Source organism: Phocaeicola sp. ICN-14070 (assembly GCF_037892625.1).
In the GTDB taxonomy this organism is placed as follows: Bacteria; Bacteroidota; Bacteroidia; order Bacteroidales; family Bacteroidaceae; genus Phocaeicola; species Phocaeicola plebeius.
In genome coordinates, this window is the sequence record NZ_JBBKBF010000007.1 from 35,186 (window position 1) to 55,103 (window position 19,918).

The 19,918-nt window shown below is 45.4% G+C and carries 15 protein-coding genes; 9 read left to right on the forward strand and 6 right to left on the reverse strand.

Annotation, left to right across the window (positions count from 1 at the left end):
* Window positions 1-17 precede the first annotated feature (17 nt).
* The 7 genes from grpE (at window position 18) to galK (ending at window position 7,876) form a co-directional block, all read left to right on the forward strand.
* Window positions 18-623, forward strand: coding sequence for a nucleotide exchange factor GrpE (grpE, locus tag WKT20_RS03580; RefSeq protein ID WP_117700559.1), 606 nt, complete (start codon window positions 18-20; stop codon window positions 621-623).
* A gap of 15 nt (window positions 624-638) precedes the next feature.
* Window positions 639-1,823 carry a molecular chaperone DnaJ gene (gene dnaJ / locus WKT20_RS03585; protein WP_340416844.1) on the forward strand — a complete coding sequence of 395 codons (1,185 nt, stop codon included), beginning with the start codon at window positions 639-641 and terminating at the stop codon, window positions 1,821-1,823.
* A gap of 281 nt (window positions 1,824-2,104) precedes the next feature.
* The gene (locus WKT20_RS03590) at window positions 2,105-2,752 is read left to right on the forward strand and encodes a hypothetical protein (protein ID WP_302462542.1); all 648 of its coding nucleotides are present in this window, start codon (window positions 2,105-2,107) and stop codon (window positions 2,750-2,752) included.
* Between the two features lie 73 nt (window positions 2,753-2,825).
* Window positions 2,826-4,112: a bifunctional folylpolyglutamate synthase/dihydrofolate synthase gene (locus WKT20_RS03595; RefSeq protein ID WP_340416845.1), complete on the forward strand. Its 1,287-nt coding sequence runs from the start codon at window positions 2,826-2,828 to the stop codon at window positions 4,110-4,112.
* A 94-nt stretch (window positions 4,113-4,206) separates the two neighbouring features.
* Window positions 4,207-5,301, forward strand: a complete 1,095-nt coding sequence (locus tag WKT20_RS03600; protein ID WP_117700654.1) for an aldose epimerase family protein — start codon at window positions 4,207-4,209, stop codon at window positions 5,299-5,301.
* Window positions 5,302-5,350: 49 nt separating this feature from the next.
* The gene (locus tag WKT20_RS03605) at window positions 5,351-6,634 is read left to right on the forward strand and encodes an MFS transporter (protein WP_007561670.1); all 1,284 of its coding nucleotides are present in this window, start codon (window positions 5,351-5,353) and stop codon (window positions 6,632-6,634) included.
* An 87-nt stretch (window positions 6,635-6,721) separates the two neighbouring features.
* Window positions 6,722-7,876 carry a galactokinase gene (gene galK, locus WKT20_RS03610; protein ID WP_007561668.1) on the forward strand — a complete coding sequence of 385 codons (1,155 nt, stop codon included), beginning with the start codon at window positions 6,722-6,724 and terminating at the stop codon, window positions 7,874-7,876.
* A 73-nt stretch (window positions 7,877-7,949) separates the two neighbouring features.
* Here galK and WKT20_RS03615 read toward each other — a convergent pair whose 3' ends face one another.
* Window positions 7,950-9,119, reverse strand: coding sequence for a DUF3843 family protein (locus WKT20_RS03615; protein ID WP_118163210.1), 1,170 nt, complete (start codon window positions 9,117-9,119; stop codon window positions 7,950-7,952).
* Between the two features lie 17 nt (window positions 9,120-9,136).
* Entirely contained in the window at window positions 9,137-10,324 is a 1,188-nt protein-coding gene (locus WKT20_RS03620; protein ID WP_340416846.1) for an MFS transporter, read from the reverse strand.
* 419 nt (window positions 10,325-10,743) lie between these two features.
* On the opposite strand from WKT20_RS03620, the gene WKT20_RS03625 reads away from it, so the two are divergent.
* Together WKT20_RS03625 and WKT20_RS03630 are read left to right on the forward strand one after the other, a co-directional pair.
* Window positions 10,744-13,920: a TonB-dependent receptor gene (locus WKT20_RS03625; protein WP_340416847.1), complete on the forward strand. Its 3,177-nt coding sequence runs from the start codon at window positions 10,744-10,746 to the stop codon at window positions 13,918-13,920.
* 85 nt (window positions 13,921-14,005) lie between these two features.
* Window positions 14,006-15,193 carry an alkaline phosphatase family protein gene (locus WKT20_RS03630; protein ID WP_340416848.1) on the forward strand — a complete coding sequence of 396 codons (1,188 nt, stop codon included), beginning with the start codon at window positions 14,006-14,008 and terminating at the stop codon, window positions 15,191-15,193.
* Window positions 15,194-15,362: 169 nt separating this feature from the next.
* On the opposite strand, the gene ettA is transcribed toward WKT20_RS03630, so the two are convergent.
* The 4 genes from ettA to WKT20_RS03650 form a co-directional block, all read right to left on the reverse strand.
* Window positions 15,363-17,051: an energy-dependent translational throttle protein EttA gene (ettA, locus tag WKT20_RS03635; RefSeq protein WP_022053055.1), complete on the reverse strand. Its 1,689-nt coding sequence runs from the start codon at window positions 17,049-17,051 to the stop codon at window positions 15,363-15,365.
* Between the two features lie 19 nt (window positions 17,052-17,070).
* Window positions 17,071-18,192: an MFS transporter gene (locus tag WKT20_RS03640; RefSeq protein WP_278614383.1), complete on the reverse strand. Its 1,122-nt coding sequence runs from the start codon at window positions 18,190-18,192 to the stop codon at window positions 17,071-17,073.
* Between the two features lie 107 nt (window positions 18,193-18,299).
* Window positions 18,300-19,121, reverse strand: coding sequence for a 3-methyl-2-oxobutanoate hydroxymethyltransferase (gene panB, locus WKT20_RS03645; protein ID WP_340416849.1), 822 nt, complete (start codon window positions 19,119-19,121; stop codon window positions 18,300-18,302).
* A gap of 64 nt (window positions 19,122-19,185) precedes the next feature.
* Window positions 19,186-19,833, reverse strand: coding sequence for an HAD family hydrolase (locus WKT20_RS03650; RefSeq protein WP_340416850.1), 648 nt, complete (start codon window positions 19,831-19,833; stop codon window positions 19,186-19,188).
* Window positions 19,834-19,918: the final 85 nt, after the last annotated feature.

Consider the following 19,918-nt stretch of genomic DNA (forward strand, 5'->3'; position numbering starts at 1 on the left):
ATAAAAACCATTAAGATATGAACAACGAAAATAAAAATCCGAACGTGGAAGAAGAATTGAAAAAGCAGTCACAAGAAGCTACCGAGAATGAACAAACGACTTCCGAAGCATCAGAAGCACAGGAAAATGCCTCTTCAGAAGAAAAGGAACTGACCGCAGAAGAAAAGTTGGGAAAAGAACTGGAAGAAGCTCAGAAAGTCATCGACGAGCAGAAAGACAAATACCTGCGTCTGTCTGCTGAATTCGACAACTTCCGCAAACGTACCTTAAAGGAAAAAGCCGAATTAATCAAAAACGGAGGAGAAAAGGCCATCAATGCTATCCTGCCGATTCTGGACGACTTGGAACGTGCACTGCAGAACATGCAGAAGGCAGAAGACGTGAAAGCCATTTACGAGGGAGTGGAACTGATTTATCAGAAGTTCCTGAAGAACCTGCATCAGGAAGGCTTGGAAAAGATGGAACCTGTGGGCGAAGCATTCGATACTGACTTCCATGAAGCTGTGGCTTTGGTACCTGCTCCAAGCGAAGAACAGAAAGGCAAGGTCTTGGATTGTGTACAAACCGGATATAAACTGAACGAAAAAGTCATCCGCCATGCAAAAGTGGTGGTTGCCCAATAATAAACAGGTATAGTCATGGCGAAAAGAGATTATTATGAAGTGCTGGGGGTTGCCAAAACAGCCACGGCAGACGAAATAAAGAAGGCCTACCGAAAGAAGGCCATCCAATATCATCCGGACCGCAACCCGGGTGATAAGGAAGCGGAAGAGAAGTTCAAGGAAGCCGCAGAGGCTTACGAAGTATTGAGCAACCCGGACAAGCGTTCACGCTATGACCAGTTCGGTTTTGCCGGCGTAGACGGTGCAGCCGGAGGTGGAAGTGGCTTTGGCGGATTTGGTGGCCAAGGCATGTCTATGGACGATATTTTCTCTATGTTCGGCGATATTTTCGGCGGACACGGAGGATTCGGCGGATTCAGCAGCGGATTTGGTGGCGGAGGCCAGTCACGTCAGCGGAAATTCCGTGGTTCTGACTTGCGCGTAAAGGTCAAACTGAACCTGAAGGAGATTTCAACTGGGGTTGAAAAGAAATTCAAACTGAAGAAATACGTAGAATGCAGCCACTGCCATGGTACAGGAGCGGAAGGTGACGGAGGTACAGAAACTTGTCCTACCTGTCACGGAACGGGTAGCGTAACTCGCACACAGCAGAGCATTTTCGGCATGATGCAGACACAGTCTGTATGTCCGCAGTGCGGCGGTGAAGGTAAAATCATCAAGAACAAGTGTAAAGAATGCAACGGTGAAGGAGTGGTTTACGGTGAAGAAGTGGTAACCGTGAAGATTCCGGCCGGCGTGGCTGAAGGCATGCAGGTGACCATCAACGGAAAAGGTAATGCCGGAAAGCACAACGGGGTACCGGGCGACTTGCTGGTATTGATTGAGGAAGAAAAGCATCCGGAGCTCATCCGTGACGAAAGTGACTTGATCTACAACCTTCTGCTGAGCGTACCAACCGCAGCATTAGGAGGTACGGTAGAAATTCCGACCATCGATGGAAAGGCAAAAATCAAGATTGAGTCTGGCACACAGCCGGGTAAAGTACTTCGCTTACGCGGCAAAGGTCTGCCCAACATCAACAGCTACGGCTACAACACCGGTACAGGCGACTTGCTGGTAAATATCAGCGTCTACATTCCGGAAACGTTGACAAAAGAAGAGCGTCAGGCACTGGAAAAATGGCAGGAAGCAGAGAACTTCAAGCCAAATACAAGCCTGAAAGAAAAAATCTTCAAGAAATTCAGAAGTTTATTCGATTAAGCAACTGCTTTTCAGATACAAGAAAGGACTGTCTCCCCTACAGGTGGAGTCAGTCCTTTCTGCATTTAAACACGATTCCTGCAAGTCGCCGATTTCGGCCAGAAGCCTTTTCCCAGTACCTCCGAAGAAGTACTGAAAAGAGAACAAGACATTTCAGATTCTGCCCAGTCCACACCGTCTTTTTTATCCAAATAAAATTTAAACCAAAACTAAAAAGAGATAACAGCCTAAATAGCAGTGACATTTTTTGTATTTTTGAAGTAACAAAAAAAATGAAAGTCATGAAAAAATATATCTTGCTGCTGACATTGTTCTGTCCGTTACTCGTTTGGGCACAGACAGAAAATCCGAAGTCGCTTCCTTCCGCCTCCCTTTCCACGACATTGCATGCAGAACAGCTCATGGCTAAGGATACACTCAGTGTACCCCTACCCGCTCCTGTTCCGCAGCATTACCTATACTCTCCCTTCGATATGTATGGCATTACTCCGTTCAATTACGGCTATGCCACCTGGGAGCTGCATAAAGGATTCAATGCGTCCATCGGCATGAGTGTCACTTTCAGTCCGAGCAAATACGCTCCTTCCGGAGTGGGTTTCGGTCAGGATGCCGCATTCTTGTACGCCGTACCGTTGAACAAGCGTTTCAGCGTAGCAGGCGGATTGTATGCCAGCAACTTCAACTGGGGGGGCATCAACTACCGTAATGTAGGAATTACTGGCATTGCTGCGTTTAAAGTCAACGAGCGTATCAGTCTGTATGCCTATGGCAACAAGTCGCTCATGCCGAAACGTTCACCCTATTACTATCCCATGCCTAATTTCGCTCCCGACCGGATTGGAGGAATGATCAATTTCAAGTTTAATGAAAGCAGCTCCATTAGTATCGGAGTGGAAGGAATCAAGTATCCACAAGGGGCTTACTGGTAAATGAAATCGTAAAAAGATAGGTTATCCTGATAAAAATGATGATATTTGCAGCTGTTTTTAAAAAGCAGAAATCATGAATTATCAGGAAACACTTACCTACTTATATAATAGTGCCCCTCTGTTTCAGCAAGTGGGCAAAGATGCCTACAAAGAGGGGTTAGACAACACGTATGCGCTGGATGACTACTTCCATCACCCTCACCGCAAATTCCATACGATTCACGTGGCAGGAACCAACGGGAAAGGTTCTTGTTCGCATACATTGGCTGCCATTCTACAGGCTGCAGGCTATAAAACCGGACTTTATACTTCTCCTCATCTAGTGGATTTCCGTGAGCGTATCCGCGTAAACGGTACTCCGGTAAGCCAGGAATTTGTCATCGATTTTGTAGAAAAGCACTGTGCTTTCTTCGAACCGCTCCACCCTTCTTTCTTTGAACTGACCACCGCCATGGCATTCACTTATTTCGCTGAACATCAGGTGGATGTAGCCGTTATAGAGGTTGGCCTTGGAGGAAGACTGGACTGCACCAACATCATTCAGCCCGACCTGTGTGTCATTACCAACATTAGTTTCGACCATGTACAGTTTTTAGGCAATACCCTGGAAAAAATTGCTTCAGAAAAGGCAGGCATCATTAAAGAAGGTACTCCGGTTGTAATCGGTGAAACCACCCCCGAAACCCGCCCTGTCTTCCAAGCTAAGGCAACTGCCGTAGGAGCGCCCATTGTATTTGCCGAAGACGAACGCCTGCTCATCCATGCGACCCGCAACGAAGCGATGCATTACGTCTACCAAACAGCTGATTACCCTCAACTGGAGGGTGAACTGGGAGGCTTATGCCAGCTAAAGAACACCAATACCCTACTCTCAGCTATCCGCCAGCTTCGTCATGCAGGGTATAATCTGTCAGAAGAGAATGTGCGTGAAGGCTTCCTTCATGTCTGCGAACTAACCGGTCTGATGGGACGCTGGCAGAAATTAGGTGAGAAACCGACCATTATCTGCGATACCGGACACAATACGGGAGGCATGCAATACATTACCGAACAACTCAGACATCAGACTTATAAAACCTTACATATTGTCATCGGCATGGTGAACGATAAGGATGTGAGTGGCGTATTGTCCATGTTGCCTAAAGATGCACGATATTATTTCACGCAAGCCAGCGTGAAACGAGCTCTTCCCTACCAGCAGATGAAAGCACTGGCCGAGACCTTCAATTTGCACGGAGAAGCCTACCCCCATGTGAAAGAAGCCTTCGAAGCAGCCAAGGAACAGGCCCAGCCGGACGATCTTATTTTTGTGGGAGGAAGCAGTTTTATTGTGGCCGATTTACTTTCTTTAAACAATTAAAGAACGTTCTTTCTTCGGAAATGTTTGGGTATATTGAAGAAAATCTTTTTATTTGCACAACAAAATAATGTGTGAACTAAAAGATTTTAATAATATGAACAACACATTTTACAAAGAAAATAATTTAAGTGGCTTAAAAAGAGCAGATTTTCAAAAAATTGTAGACGGCAAAGAGACAGATTTGTTTATTCTTTCTAACCAGCAAGGTGCCGAAGTAGCAATTACAAACTATGGGGGAGCAATCTTAACTGTGATGGTACCGGACAAAAACGGTAAACTGGCCAATGTGGTACAGGGACATGACAGTATCGACAATGTAATCAATAGTCACGAACCTTTCCTGAGTACATTAATCGGACGCTATGGCAACCGTATTGCGAAAGGCAGTTTCCTGATGAACGGACAAGAACATAATTTGACCATCAATAATGGTCCTAACTCCCTGCATGGAGGTCCGACTGGTTTCCATGCCCGTGTATGGGATGCCAAACAGGAAGATGAACATAGCGTAACGCTGCACTATCTCTCTAAAGATGGGGAAGAAGGTTTCCCAGGCAATCTGGATGTCACAGTTACTTATACGCTGACAGGACAAAACGAACTGGTCATCACTTACGTAGCCAACTGCGACAAGAAGACCATTATCAACCTGACAAACCACGCATTTTTCAGCCTGGCAGGTTTGAACAATCCAACTCCGACCGTAGACAATAACATCGTCACAATCAACGCAGATTTTTATATTCCAATAGACGAAGTATCTATCCCTACAGGAGAAATATTGAAGGTAGAAGGTACTCCGATGGACTTCCGTACACCGCACACAGTGGGAAGCCGTATCAATGAACCGTTCCAGCAGCTCATCAACGGAGCCGGATACGACCATTGCTACGTGCTGAACAAACGCGAAACGGAAGCTTTGGTATTTGCGGCTAAATGCGTAGAACCGGAAAGCGGACGTTCACTGGAAGTTTATACTACAGAGCCGGGGGTACAAGTATACACAGCCAACTGGCACAATGGTTTCACTGGATACCACGGTGCTACATTCCCGGCAAGAAGCGCCATCTGCTTTGAAGCACAGCACTTCCCTGACTCACCCAACAAAGGACACTTCCCGTCAGTCGTACTGAAACCGGAAGATACCTACCATCAGGTAACTATCTATAAGTTCGGAGTTGAAAAATAAAAATCTAATTCTTTAATTAACCTATAACAAACTAACACCTTTAAACAACATGTCACAACAACAAAAAAGCTATTTGTTACCCATAGTAATGATGTTCGCATTGTTTGCTATGATTTCTTTCGTAACCGGTTTGCCGGCTCCATTCGGAGTTATCGTACAGAGTGAATTTGGAGCTACCAATCTGGAAGCTACACTCGGATTCGCTGCGAACTTCATTGCATACGCATTTATGGGTATTCCTTCGGGACTTCTTTTACAGAAAATCGGATACAAGAAAACAGCATTGATTGCTATTGCTGTAGGATTCATTGGTGTAGGTATTCAGGCATTGGCCTCTAAAGGCGGATTCTCTGTATATTTGGCTGGAGCCTTCATCTCTGGTTTCTCTATGTGTATGCTGAACACAGTGGTTAACCCGATGCTGAACACTTTGGGTGGCGGCGGCAAGAAAGGAAACCAGCTTATCCAAACTGGTGGTTCACTGAACTCTTTGTCAGCTACTATCGTTCCGGTATTGGTAGGTTACCTGATGGGTGCCAACGTAGAAGAACGTACTATCGCTAAGGCTTTGCCGGCACTTTACATTGCCATGGCTATCTTCGCCATCGCGTTCCTGGTACTTTTCTTCATGGCAATCCCTGAACCAAGCTTGTCTAAGGCAAACAAGAGCAAAGGCGAACACAGTCCGTTGTCTTTCCGTCACTTCAAGTTAGGAACTATTGCCATCTTCGTTTACGTAGGTATTGAAGTAGGTGTTCCTCACTTTGCAAACTTGTTTATGACTGCACAAGTGAATGAAGGTGGTCTGGGTATCGATCCGGCCATTGCAGGTTCTATCGTAGGAACTTACTGGTTCCTGATGCTTATCGGTCGTCTGATTGGTGCTTCACTCGGAGCTCAGTTCAGTAGTAAAGCCATGTTGACCGTAGCTTCTATTCTCGGATTGATTTTGATTGGTATTGCTTTCGTAACTCCGTTGAGCAGCGTAGTCAACATGCCGGTATTCAAAAGCGGAGCTAGCCTGTCATTCGGACTGGAAGCTGTTCCTGTCAGCGTAATGTGTATGGCACTCTGCGGACTCTGTACTTCAATCATGTGGGGTGGTATCTTCAACCTGGCTGTAGAAGGACTGGGTAAATACACAGAAGCTGCTTCCGGAATCTTCATGGTAATGGTTTGCGGTGGTGGATTGCTTCCGTTGTTACAAGGTGGAGTAGCCGACTCAGCAGGTTACCTGAACAGCTTTATCGTAATTGCAGCCGCATTGGCATACTTGTTGTTCTATGCGTTGATCGGATGCAAGAATGTGAACAAAGACATTCCGACTGAATAAAAAAAGACATAAGGATGAAGGATGGATTCATTCTTCATCCTTTCTTGTTTATATACCAGAATTTATTAACCTTTAATTTTTATCATTATGGACATAGAATTTGTAAGAAGCCGCTTTATCAAGCATTTCGACGGTACAACAGGCTCAGTATATACTTCTCCGGGACGAATCAACCTGATTGGTGAGCACACTGACTACAATGGAGGTTTTGTATTCCCGGGAGCTGTAGACAAAGGTATGGTAGCTGAAATCAAACCGAACGGAAAAGATAAAGTTTGCGCTTATTCTATCGACTTAAAAGATTACGTAGAATTCGGATTGAACGAAGAAGATGCTCCGAAAGCAAGCTGGGCACGTTATATCTTTGGTGTTTGCCGTGAAATGATCAAACGCGGAGTTGACGTAAAAGGCTTTAATACTGCATTTGCAGGTGATGTACCTCTGGGTGCAGGTATGTCTTCTTCTGCAGCATTGGAATCTACATACGCATACGCATTGAACGATTTGTTCGGCGACAACAAAATTGATAAATTCGAACTGGCTAAAGTAGGTCAGGCTACAGAACACAACTACTGTGGAGTAAACTGCGGTATCATGGACCAATTTGCTTCTGTATTCGGTAAAGAAGGTCACCTGATTCGTTTGGACTGCCGCTCACTGGAATACCAGTACTTCCCATTCAGACCGGACGGATACCGTTTGGTATTGGTTGACTCTGTAGTAAAACATGAACTGGCATCTTCTGCATACAACAAACGCCGTCAGAGCTGCGAAGCTGTTGTAGCTGCTATCAAGAAGAATCACCCGACTGTAGAATTCCTGAGAGACTGCACAATGGATATGCTGAACGAAGTAAAAGCTGAAGTTTCTGAAGAAGACTACATGCGTGCTGAATATGTAATCGAAGAAATCCAGCGTGTACTCGACGTATGCGATGCATTGGAAAGAGGCGACTACGAAACAGTAGGACAGAAAATGTATGAAACTCACCATGGTATGAGCAAACTGTATGAAGTAAGCTGCGAAGAGCTCGACTTCCTGAACGATATTGCTTTTGACTGTGGAGTTACTGGTTCACGCGTAATGGGCGGTGGATTCGGTGGATGTACCATCAACCTGGTTAAGAATGAATTGTACGAAACATTCATTTCTACAGCAAAAGAACGCTTCAAAGAAAAATTCGGTCGCAGCCCGAAAGTATACGATGTAGTTATCAGCGACGGTTCACACAAAGTTTGCTAATCTATATCCATCATAACATAAAAAAAGCACGAATTTCGGTTCGTGCTTTTTTTATGATATATACTCGACAAAATCAATCGCCACGATAATAATACAGTAATGAATGCCGTGCAATAAAGTCCGCATTCAGTTTCACCAGCATCTTCTCTCCTACTTCAGGCAATTCTGCATCGGGCAGCAAGTTTTTCTCAATGCAATAATGCAGTAAATCAGGTGGGCAAAGCATCTCTTCCGTCAACATACGGAATGCATTTTGCGAAGCCTCTTCCTGATCGTAATAAGGATTTTCCGTGTCAGCGATGTATTCACACACATCCTTTGCCAGTAAGAGTCCTTTCTGTTCATCCACCATCAACACAAAGTTCCGGCAATTCTTCATCTGCGGCAAGGTGTGATTCTCATCATCCGGCCACTGCAGAATCTCTACCAGAAAGCGTTTCAATGACGCATAGCCATTGAGATAAATAATTTTCCGTCCGCCAGTCCACAAGGTAAATAGACGATAAATCTCCGCATTCTTCTGCAGAATACTTTCCGGCATTTCCTTTTCCTCCTGATACAGACGAGGAAACGATTTCCAGCACGCCGCCTGCTTACCAGCCAACAACTCAATCCATTCGTGAAGGAACAACGCCAAAGGACCCGTAGGGATAATAAAACGGTCATCCGGTGCCACCCGTTCAATATAAGGCAGCATAGAAGGTTCCGTAAGGTAAGTGTGCCCGAAAAGCCATGACAAATTCCGGTCAGCCTCTTTTTCATCTGCATAGCCGGCAAAATAATCCTTCAGCAACTCATTCTCCGGAGCCACCTCATAAGCTTCCTCCAGTAAAGGCAGAAAAGCCTGTGCCAGTTTTAAGATTGAGGTATCCAGCGGATTCACATACCCATGCGAGTAAGGAGCCTTTTGCCATGTATTCCAGATAATGAAACGTACGTCCTCCAGGTTTACCTCTCCTTTTATATAATCTGTTCCCGTGGGATAGAATGGAAGGCACCTGCCATATAAACGGGCATGAGCAGTGGCAAATCCTTGCCACAATCCCAGGCCGGAAATGATGTCTTCCAGATAAGCCGCCACATACAAACTTAAATTCTTGCGAAACGTCTCAGGCAATTCCTCCAAATGACATGCCGCATAAAGTTTGTTGGCCAACTCCACAAAAAACGTATCTGAAGAACAAACTGTCGTATACGGATGAATAGCCAGCCAGTCGTTCAAATAAATCACATTCTTTTTCATATATATTCGTTGAATAATCAGTTTCGAGTAAAAAGCGTCACAAGCAGTGAAATCAGTGTCAGGCCGATTCCTACACATACCACTCCGGTCCAGCCCCAAGCGTGCCAGAATGTACCGGCCAGAAAGGTTCCCAGTGAGCCACCCACAAAATAAGTCGTCATAAAGATGGTATTCACCCGGTTGGTCGCCTTGGGAGCCTGCGACAACGCACAGGTTTGGTTACCTATCTGCACACATTGCATACCGATATCTATCACAATAATTCCCACAATAATTCCCACAATAAAACCTAAATAAGAATTCTGGAAAATAAACATGATTATCCAGGCTGCAATGATGAGCGAACAACCAACAAAAGTAAAGAACCGCACTCCAAACTTATGTACCAGACTCCCAACAAAAGAAGCTGTCAACGCACCGGCCACTCCACACAGTCCCAACATGCCGATGATGTTATTTCCTGCATAAAACGGTTCTCCACTCAACTTAAAGGCCAGGCACGCCCACAACGCCAGAAAACTACCAAAACAAAGTCCGGCCCGTGCAGAAACCAAACGGATAGTAGAATTGTCCCGATACAGCGTAAAAAGCGATTTCATCAGTCCTTTGTACGTACCTTTGAAATTTAGCGGCATATCCGGCAACACCCGAACTACCACAAAAATACAAAGCAACATGATGACGGCTGCAATATAATACATCGTACGCCATCCCCAATATTCTCCTACAAAACCACTGATTACCCGTGAGCCTAAAATTCCTGTCAGCAGACCGCTGACCATCATCCCCACGTTACGTGCTTTATTCTGTGGCAGTGAGAACTGTGCAGCAATCGGAATAAAAATCTGCGGCATGACCGAACAAATTCCTGTCACCAGCGAAGCCAGCAGGATGTAAAACACATTCACAGACATGGCAATGCTACAAGTTGCCACCGACAACAAGAGAAAGTTAATAACAATGATATTCTTCCGCTTGTACAAATCCCCCAAAGGGATAATAAACAACAATCCCAGCGCATACCCAATCTGTGTGGTCATAGGTATCAGGTTAGCTGTAAACTCCGAAATACCCAAATCCTCACTGATACGATTCAGTAACGGCTGATTATAATACAAATTTGCCACTGAAAGTCCTGATATAATGGCCAGTATCCACAGTAACGAAGCCGGAATTCCATTATTCTCTTCCAATTTCTGTTTCATATTGATAAACTCTTACTTTCATTCTGCAAAAATAGACAAAAAAACAAATGTCCATAATAAAGTCAACCACTAAGCAAAATGAAAATAAATTCAGGATTCATACAATAACCTTGTTCAATTCGCCTCCTTTGAACTCAAAAGCTACAAATATATTACGTTCAGTTACAACGATGCAAGTCACACAAAATCAGCCCCAAACATTCTACTCCAGAAATAAATTTACTTCTATTGTAAAATAAAAAAGTTAATTATTTACAGCCTAATTTGTTAAATCGTCCACTCTCCAATTATTCGCTGAAAAGATTTTTTAACTTTGCAACAGAAAAAGAGGAATAATACAAAAAGAATCAACGAACTTAACTACAAAGTATTAAGCGAATTAAAACGCGAAAATAGATTTACAATTTAATTAAAAATTTATGGTACATCATTCCAAATTCCTGTATTCCGCATTGGTCGTTTCAGCCATGGCTGTCAGCGCAAATGCTCAGGTAACGACTTCTGCTATCAGCGGAAAAGTTTTAGATGAAACCAAAGCCCCGGTTATCGGTGCTACAGTGGTAGCTATCCACGAACCGTCAGGAACTCTCTACGGTGCAGTGACAAACGTAGATGGACGTTACACCATCCAAGGTATGCGTACAGGCGGTCCCTACAAAATTGAAGTTTCTTATGTAGGCTACAACAAAATGGCTTACACGGGCATTTCCCTTGAACTGGGTAACACGTTCAATCTGAATGTAGACATGAAACCCAGTGCAGAATTATTGGATGAAGTTGTAGTCGTAGCCGATGCAAACGCAAATGCAGGAGCTTCACAGAACTTCTCTACTCAAAAAATTGAAAGCACTCCGACAGTCGACCGTAACGTGTACGACATCGTGAAGAACATGCCGATGGCCATGACTTCAAAGAACGGAGGTATCACATTCGCCGGTTCAAACAACCGTTACAACAGCTTCCAGATTGACGGTACAGTAAGTAACGACGTGTTTGGTTTGTCTGCATCTGGAACTAACGGCGGTCAGACAGGTGCCAACCCTATTTCTATGGATGCAATCCAGGAAATCCAGGTGGTAGTGGCTCCGTTCGACGTACGTCAGAGCGGATTTACCGGCGGTGGTATCAACGCCATTACCAAGCAGGGAACCAACACTACTCACGGTTCGGCTTACACTTACTTCAACAACCACAACATGTATGGTAAATACAGTGCGGTGCGTGACTATGAAAAGTCACCGCTGAACCAGCAGTTTACCCGTACCTTCGGTGGAACATTGGGTGGTGCCATCATCAAAGATAAACTGTTCTACTTCGTAAGTGCAGAAGCGAAGAAAGAATCTTATCCTTCAAGCATCTATCCGGGATATACAGACAGCTATATTACCAATGATGTAGCTAAACAGATTGCTGACCAATACAAGAAGCTGACAGGCTTCGATGAAGTTTATAACCAGCGTGATGTAGAAAGCAAATCATTCGGTTTGTTGGCTCGTATCGACTGGAACATCAACAAAGATCACAAGTTGGCTTTGCGTTACCAGCACAACAATTCATACGATGACAACTCTGGCTTGAAGTCATCTACTTATACTTTCGGAAACAGTGGCTACCGCATGAACAACAAGACCAATGCCATCGTAGCCGAATTGACTTCTCACTTGGGACAGAATCTGTATAATGAATTGCGTGCTTCTGCCAGCTTCATCCGCGACCACCGTGATGTAGCTTACCAAGGTCCTACCGTACAGATTAAGAACATCTTAGGAGGGGACCAAAAAACAACAAACACTGTTAATATCGGTACTGAGTTCTCATCAGGTGCCAACTACCTGGATCAGGACATTTATACCTTTGAAGACAACTTGTCTTGGTACTTAGGCAACCATACCTTGACCTTCGGTACACACAATGAAATTTACCGCATGAAGAACTTGTTCATTCAGGCAGTAAACGGTTCATGGTACTATACAGACTTGAATGACTTCATGAACGATAAGCCTTACGAGTACACTTACAAATACACCGATCCAAAACTTACCGGTGGTGATACACAGTGGGCTCCGGTTATGAAATCAGGTCAGTTCGGTTTCTATGCACAGGATAAATGGGATGTAACTACCAACTTCAACCTGACTTACGGCTTGCGTATCGATATTCCGGTGGTATTCAATGACCCAACCGAAAATCCTAAATTCAATGAATACGCTGCTCAGCAAGGCTTCGGTGTACGCGTAGGTGAAAATCCGAGTGCGAAAGTATTGTTCTCACCGCGTGTAGGTTTCCGCTGGTATACCAACGATTCTCACAAGACCTTGATTCGTGGTGGAGTAGGTATCTTTACCGGACGTGTGCCTTTCGTATGGTTATCAAATGCTTTCACCAACACAGGTATGGAAAGCAAAGGTACAACTATCAATGTTAAAAAGAATAAAGTTCCTTCATTAGGAGAATATGCTAAAGATCCGATGGGAGCTGCTAACTCAGCCAATGGAGCTTTAAGTCCTGACATCGTAACCGTAGATAAAGACTTTAAATATCCGCAAGTATTCCGTGCTAACCTGGCAGTTGAACAAATGTTGCCGGGTGATGTAAAACTGACCTTGGAAGGGGTGTACTCAAAGACTATGAACAATGTGTTCTTTGAAAACTTGGCTCTGACTAACAACGGAGAAAAAGTATATGCGATTCCGGGTGTAGAAGCTTCTGCCGCTCCTCGCTATAGCAAAGAAAAAAGTGACTATTGGACTATCATCAACTTAAGAAATACCAACAAGGGATATACCTATGCTTTATCTGCTTTGTTGGAAAAGAAGTTCAACTTCGGTCTTGACCTGTCGGCTTCTTACACCTTCGGACATGCCAAATCGGTTAACGACGGTACCAGCTCAGTAGCTAATTCAAACTGGAAGTACAACTACTCCGTAGATACCAACTCAAAGGACGAAGTTAGTTTCTCTAAGTTTGATGTTCCTCACCGCGTGATGCTTCAGGCTTCTTATAACAGTCCGAAGTACTGGAACGGATGGACCAGCACTACCATCGCTGTTATCTATAACGGATTCTCTGGAAGCCGCTACAGTTTGACGATGAACGAAAAATCTGACTTCAATAGTGACGGACAATATGGTAACTCGCTGCTATACATCCCGACTGAAAAGGAATTGAACGAAATGCTCTTCACCAGCGTAGACTCAAAAGGCAACACATTGAAAATGAATGCCGAAGAAAGCCGTGCAGCTTTCAAACAGTGGCTTGAAAACGATAGCTACGCCAAGAATCACAGAGGTCAGTTTGCTGAACGCAACTCGAACTTGAGCAAATGGGAACACCAGATTGACTTGCACTTGGCACAGCATATTTACAATGTACAGGGCGTAGGTAAACTGGAATTCACTGTTGACATCATCAACTTTGCCAACATGCTGAACAAGAAATGGGGAGCAAGCTATGATTCGGCATTCAACTTGTCACCGGTTACTTTGGAATACTTCAAAGACGGAAAGGCTTATTACTCATATAACAAAGCTGAAATCAAGAAGAGTGATATCGGCTCACGCTGGCACTGCCAGGTGGGTGTAAGACTTACTTTCTAATGAAAAATTAATTCTATCCTCTATAAAGGTGTATTGCCCCACACGGCAATGCACCTTTATTGTTCATACCCAATCACACATCGTTATGAAAAAACAAATCATCTTATGCATTCTGTGGTGTATTTGCCTCTTCGCCCAGGCAGAAAAGCATTATACAGTCATTGTCTCGCTCGATGGATTCCGTTGGGATTACCCGCAAATGTACGAAACTCCTTTCTTTGACCAAATGGCACGGGAAGGCGTAAAGGCTACCATGATTCCCTCCTTCCCTTCCAAAACCTTTCCGAATCATTATACCATGGCTACCGGACTAGTCCCCGATCATCATGGCATTGTAGCTAATTCGTTTTGGGATCCGGAACGAAAGGAGGTCTACAAGATGAATAAACCTGCAACCCGCAATGACGCTTCTTACTATGGAGGCGAGCCCATTTGGGTCACCGCCCAGAAACAAGGTATAAAAACCGGAAATGTATATTGGGTGGGCTCGGACATTGCTGTAAAGGGAGAGCACCCCACTTATTATCAGGTATATGACAAGAAACCCCGTCTCTCACAAACCGAACGGGTGGCAGAAGTACTGCGCATGCTCCGGCTTCCGGAAGCAGATCGGCCTCAGCTCGTTATGCTCTACTTTGAAGATTCAGATACCTATGGACATACCTACAGTCCGTTTAGTCAGGAAACTCGAAAATGCATAGCCCGCCTGGATGCACTGATGCGTTTTCTGTGGGAAGGATTACAAAGCCTGCCGTTCGCCAAGGATGTCAACCTGATTGTGACCTCCGACCACGGAATGGCCACCGTCAGTGCCGACCGCTTCGTTCCCATCAAGCACCTGCTGAAAGAAGAATGGTATACCCTGATTGACGGGAATCTTCCGGCCCAGATCTATACCCAACCGCAATTCCGCGATTCTGTTTATCACGCACTGAAAGACTTGAATCATGTACGCGTATGGAAGAGAGAAGATATTCCTGCTTATTTGAACTATGGAAGCAATCCACGTGTGGGCGACATCATTGTGCTGCCTGATTTAGGCTGGCTGGTGGAAGAAGGAAACAAGACACTTCCGGGCGCCCATGGATTCGACCCGACCTACGACGATATGCAAGTGATGTTCCGGGCATGCGGACCGGATTTCAAGAAGGGATACGAGGCTCCGAAATTCCGTAATGTATCGATTTATTCCCTGCTGGCTCGTCTGCTACATATCACCCCAGAGAAGACTGACGGATGCCTGGAGGAGGTTGAAAATATGTTGATTCAGTAAAGTTCACTGATTCATTCCAAAACGTAAGTACGTTTTAGGTCAAACACAAGTGCGTTTGAATCAAAACGCACTTGCGTTTCAAGTAAAACGCAAGGACGTTTAAACAAAGGCTTCGACGTTTTTCGGTGAACGTCGAAGCCTTTTTTCATCCTGTATAATTTACTGAAAATTAGTCTTCCATCAACTTGCGATAACGTACGCGTTTCGGCTCTACATTACCCATACGCTTCATCTTGTTTTCTTCGTATTCCGTGTAAGAACCCTCGAAGTAGAACACCTGACTGTCTCCTTCAAAAGCTAAGATGTGGGTACAGATACGGTCGAGGAACCAACGGTCGTGGCTGATAACTACGGCACATCCGGCAAAGTCTTCCAAGCCTTCTTCCAGCGCACGGAGGGTGTTTACGTCAATATCGTTAGTCGGCTCATCGAGCAACAACACGTTACCTTCTTCCTTCAGTGCCATGGCCAGGTGCAGACGGTTACGTTCACCACCAGAAAGCATACCGCAAAGTTTTTCCTGATCAGAACCGGAGAAATTGAAGCGGCTCAGGTAAGCACGGGCATTCACATCGCGGTTACCCATACGAATCAGGTCGTTACCGCCACTGATTACCTGGTATACAGTCTTGTTCGGGTCAATGTCCTTGTGCTGCTGGTCTACATAGGCCACTTTCACAGTCTCTCCTACTTCAAACTCACCTTTATCCACACTTTCCAGTCCCATAATCAGGCGGAACAACGTCGTCTTTCCGGCACCGTTCGGACCGATAACTCCCACAATACCGTTAGGCGGCAGCATGAAGTTCAAGTCGTCGAAAAGCAGTTTGTCGCCATACGCCTTGGCCACGTGCTTGGCTTCGATAACCTTGTTTCCCAGACGCGGACCGTTCGGAATAAAGATTTCCAGTTTTTCTTCCTTCTCCTTCACATCTTCGTTCAAGAGCTTGTCATACGAATTCAGACGAGCCTTACCCTTGGCCTGACGAGCCTTAGGAGCCATCCGCACCCATTCCAACTCACGTTCCAGCGTCTTACGACGCTTGCTGGCCGTCTTTTCTTCCATTTCCATACGCTTGGTCTTCTGCTCCAGCCAGCTTGAATAATTTCCCTTCCAAGGAATACCTTCGCCACGGTCGAGCTCCAAAATCCATCCGGCCACATGATCCAGGAAGTAACGGTCGTGTGTCACGGCAATTACCGTTCCTTCGTACTGCTGCAAGTGCTGTTCCAGCCAGTCAATACTTTCTGCATCCAGGTGGTTGGTCGGCTCGTCAAGCAACAGGATGTCTGGCTTCTGCAACAACAGACGGCACAAAGCCACACGGCGGCGTTCACCTCCCGAAAGGTTCTTCACCAGTTGGTCTTCGGGCGGACAGCGCAATGCATCCATCGCACGTTCCAGTTTGCTGTCAAGATTCCACGCATCAGTAGCGTCAATAATATCCTGCAGTTCAGCCTGACGCGCAAAGAGGGCGTCCATCTTTTCCGGATCTTCATAATATTCCGGCAAACCGAACTTCTGATTGATTTCTTCGTATTCAGCCAGCGTGTCTACCACCTGCTGCACTCCCTCCATCACGACTTCCTTCACGGTCTTCGTGTCGTCAAGCTGAGGTTCCTGTGCCAGATAACCTACAGAATATCCCGGTGAAAATACCACTTCACCCTGGTAGTTCTTTTCGATTCCGGCAATGATTTTCATCAAAGTAGACTTACCGGAACCGTTCAAACCGATGATTCCGATTTTCGCGCCATAAAAAAAGGATAGGTAGATGTCTTTCAAAACCTGTTTGTTGTTCTGGAATGATTTGCTCACTCCCACCATTGAAAAGATAATTTTCTTGTCGTCTGCCATATTCTTTATATTAGTTAAGTTATCTATTCTTCATTCGTTTCATGAAATAGCCGTGCACCACTGCCTGATAAATCAACAGGCCTGCCAGCAGAATGAGCGATGCTGCCCGGAACTGTTGTCCGGAGATGTCTTCTGTATATTTCCCGAAGAACACGCCCAGCATGACACCCGACTCCCAAAGCAACTGATAGGTGTGATAGCCCGTTCCGCGCTCACAGTGCAAAGGAAGACGTATCATCATCCGCAAGAACTGAAGCAGGGAGAACCCCATGCCTAATCCGGTCAGAAGACCGGCTCCCATTAGCATTTCTTTTTCGGTGGAACAGCCCAATATCCATACTGCCACACACATCAATACCAGTCCGACACCATTCAGCAAACGGCCGTTCACTTGCTTACGAACCACGCGGTCCAGCAGCAGGAAAACGATAAATCCAGCTATGATACAAATGTAGAAAAAAGTATCGAAAATCGAACTGAACAGGACCCCTAAAATGAAGGGAACCACCATCATGTTCAAACCCGGGATCAAGGTACGGAAAAGCAGAAAACGGTCGAACGACAGCAACGGAAGGTCCAACGGAGCACGGAAACAGACTTCCACCATGGACACCAGTACGACCGGAAGGGCGCAAAGTCCCACAAACAGATAAATCTGTTGCTGGAAAGAAAGATACCAGCCTGCATTATATCCCAACAGGATGCCGCACAGCATACCGAGTACCCCCGACCAGGTGAAAACCACACTGGCCTTGTTTCTATACTGACTGGGAGTTACATCGATGACCAGGGTACTGCCCATGTCCATCAGTACCACCCCAAACAAGGCTCCCTGAAGCACACGCAAAAGGAAGATCATCCCCCACTCTCCGGCGTATGGATACAACAGTCCCAAAAGCGCCAGCAGCAGAAGACTACGCGTACACACATTCTTACGCTTAAACGTATCGACCAGGTAATTATTGAACGCTCCCAAAAGGAAAAGAGAAGCTCCAAAAATAGCTATGGCACCTCCGGCCTGAAATCCCGTATACCCTCCTTCTGACACCATCCAGTGATGAAGTGCAGGAAACAGCATATACACTGCCGTATACAGGAAAAAATTAGCGATGAGCAAAAGATTAAAATTCTTGTTCCACATTTTTTCTACATCTGATAGAAAACACAGATGCACAGACTGCGACTTTTAAATTGTCCGGAAGAACCGGACTTTGCAGTCCATGCATCTGCGGCTTATAAGTGATAATCTTAGTATTGTTCTGACTCGTTAGGGAAGTCACAAGCTTTCACGTCGGCTACATAATGTCCGATGGCGTCGGTCATCACGGTATTCAAGTCGGCATAGCGACGAAGGAAACGCGGACTGAATCCTTTGGTCATACCCAGCATATCAGTCACTACCAATACCTGTCCGTCTACTCCTCCACCGGCTCCGATTCCGATAACCGGAATAGTCAGTTCCTGAGCCACACGGGTTGCCAGTGCAGCCGGAATTTTCTCCAGCACCAGTGCAAAGCATCCGGCTTCTTCCAGCAGACGTGCATCCTTAATCAGCTTTTCAGCTTCAGCATCTTCTTTGGCACGCACACCGTAAGTTCCATATTTATTGATAGACTGAGGCATCAGTCCCAGATGTCCCATCACGGGCATTCCGGCACCGATGATACGGCGAATCACGTCAATGACTTCTTCACCGCCTTCCAGCTTCAGAGCATCAGCATGTGTTTCTTTCATGATGCGGATAGCATTGCGTACCCCGTCAAACGGGTCTGCCTGATAAGAACCGAATGGCATATCCACCACTACCAATGCATGCTTCACACCGCGCATCACTGACTTTCCGTGATAAATCATCTGCTCCACGGTAATAGGCAAGGTCGTCACGTTACCCGCCATCACATTCGAAGCTGAATCACCTACCAGAATCACATCCACACCTGCGCCGTCTACAATCTGCGCCATCGTATAATCATAAGAGGTCAACATGGAAATCTTTTCACCTCTCTGTTTCATCTCAATCAAACGGTGAGTCGTTACTTTACGAGTATCACCAGAAAGATATCCTGCCATAGTTTTCTTCTGAATTTACTAAAATTTCCGCAAAAATAGCCGATTTTTCCGAATCAGACAAGCCTTACAGCAAGTTCGTCATTTCTTCATACGTAAAACAGGTGAAATCTGGAATCACCCGGGCGCACTGATTTTGAATGGCTTCCGCCGGATTGGTGGTGCTCAGTCCCACCACAGGCATTCCTGCTGCGTTTCCCGCCTGAATACCATGGAACGAGTCTTCAAACACGACGCAATTGGCCGGGAGCGTCTCGAAAACTTTGGCTCCAAGCAAAAAACAATCGGGGTCCGGCTTGGATTTCTGAAACATCTCGGCTGTGAGTATCCGGTCCACCATATTCTTCAATTCAGGATGTGCCGCATACACATTGGCCATTTTCTTCTCGTTCGAGCTGGTCACTATGGCTATTTTCACTCCATGAGCACGAAGAGTCTGCATGAACTCTGCCACTCCCGGCACATATTCATAGCGCATCTCCGTCTCGAAACGGTTCAGGCCTTCTGTAATTTCAGCCTGCTCATGCTCCATTCCCTGAAAATAACGGTCGTAAATCTGCCGCAACGTCTGTCCTTTGATGATTTTTCCGAATTCCTCGTATTCCGGATGGTATTTTTTTCCTACCTCATTCCAGAAGATGCTGTACTGTGACTCAGTGTCCATCACCACTCCGTCAAAATCAAAAAGTGCTGCTACGCATTTAGTTTTGCCCATTGGTATGTTTAGTTTGATTTAACGGTGCAAAGTTCTAAAATATTGCTTCATATTCCTAACTTTGGAAATTAAAATAAACAAACGT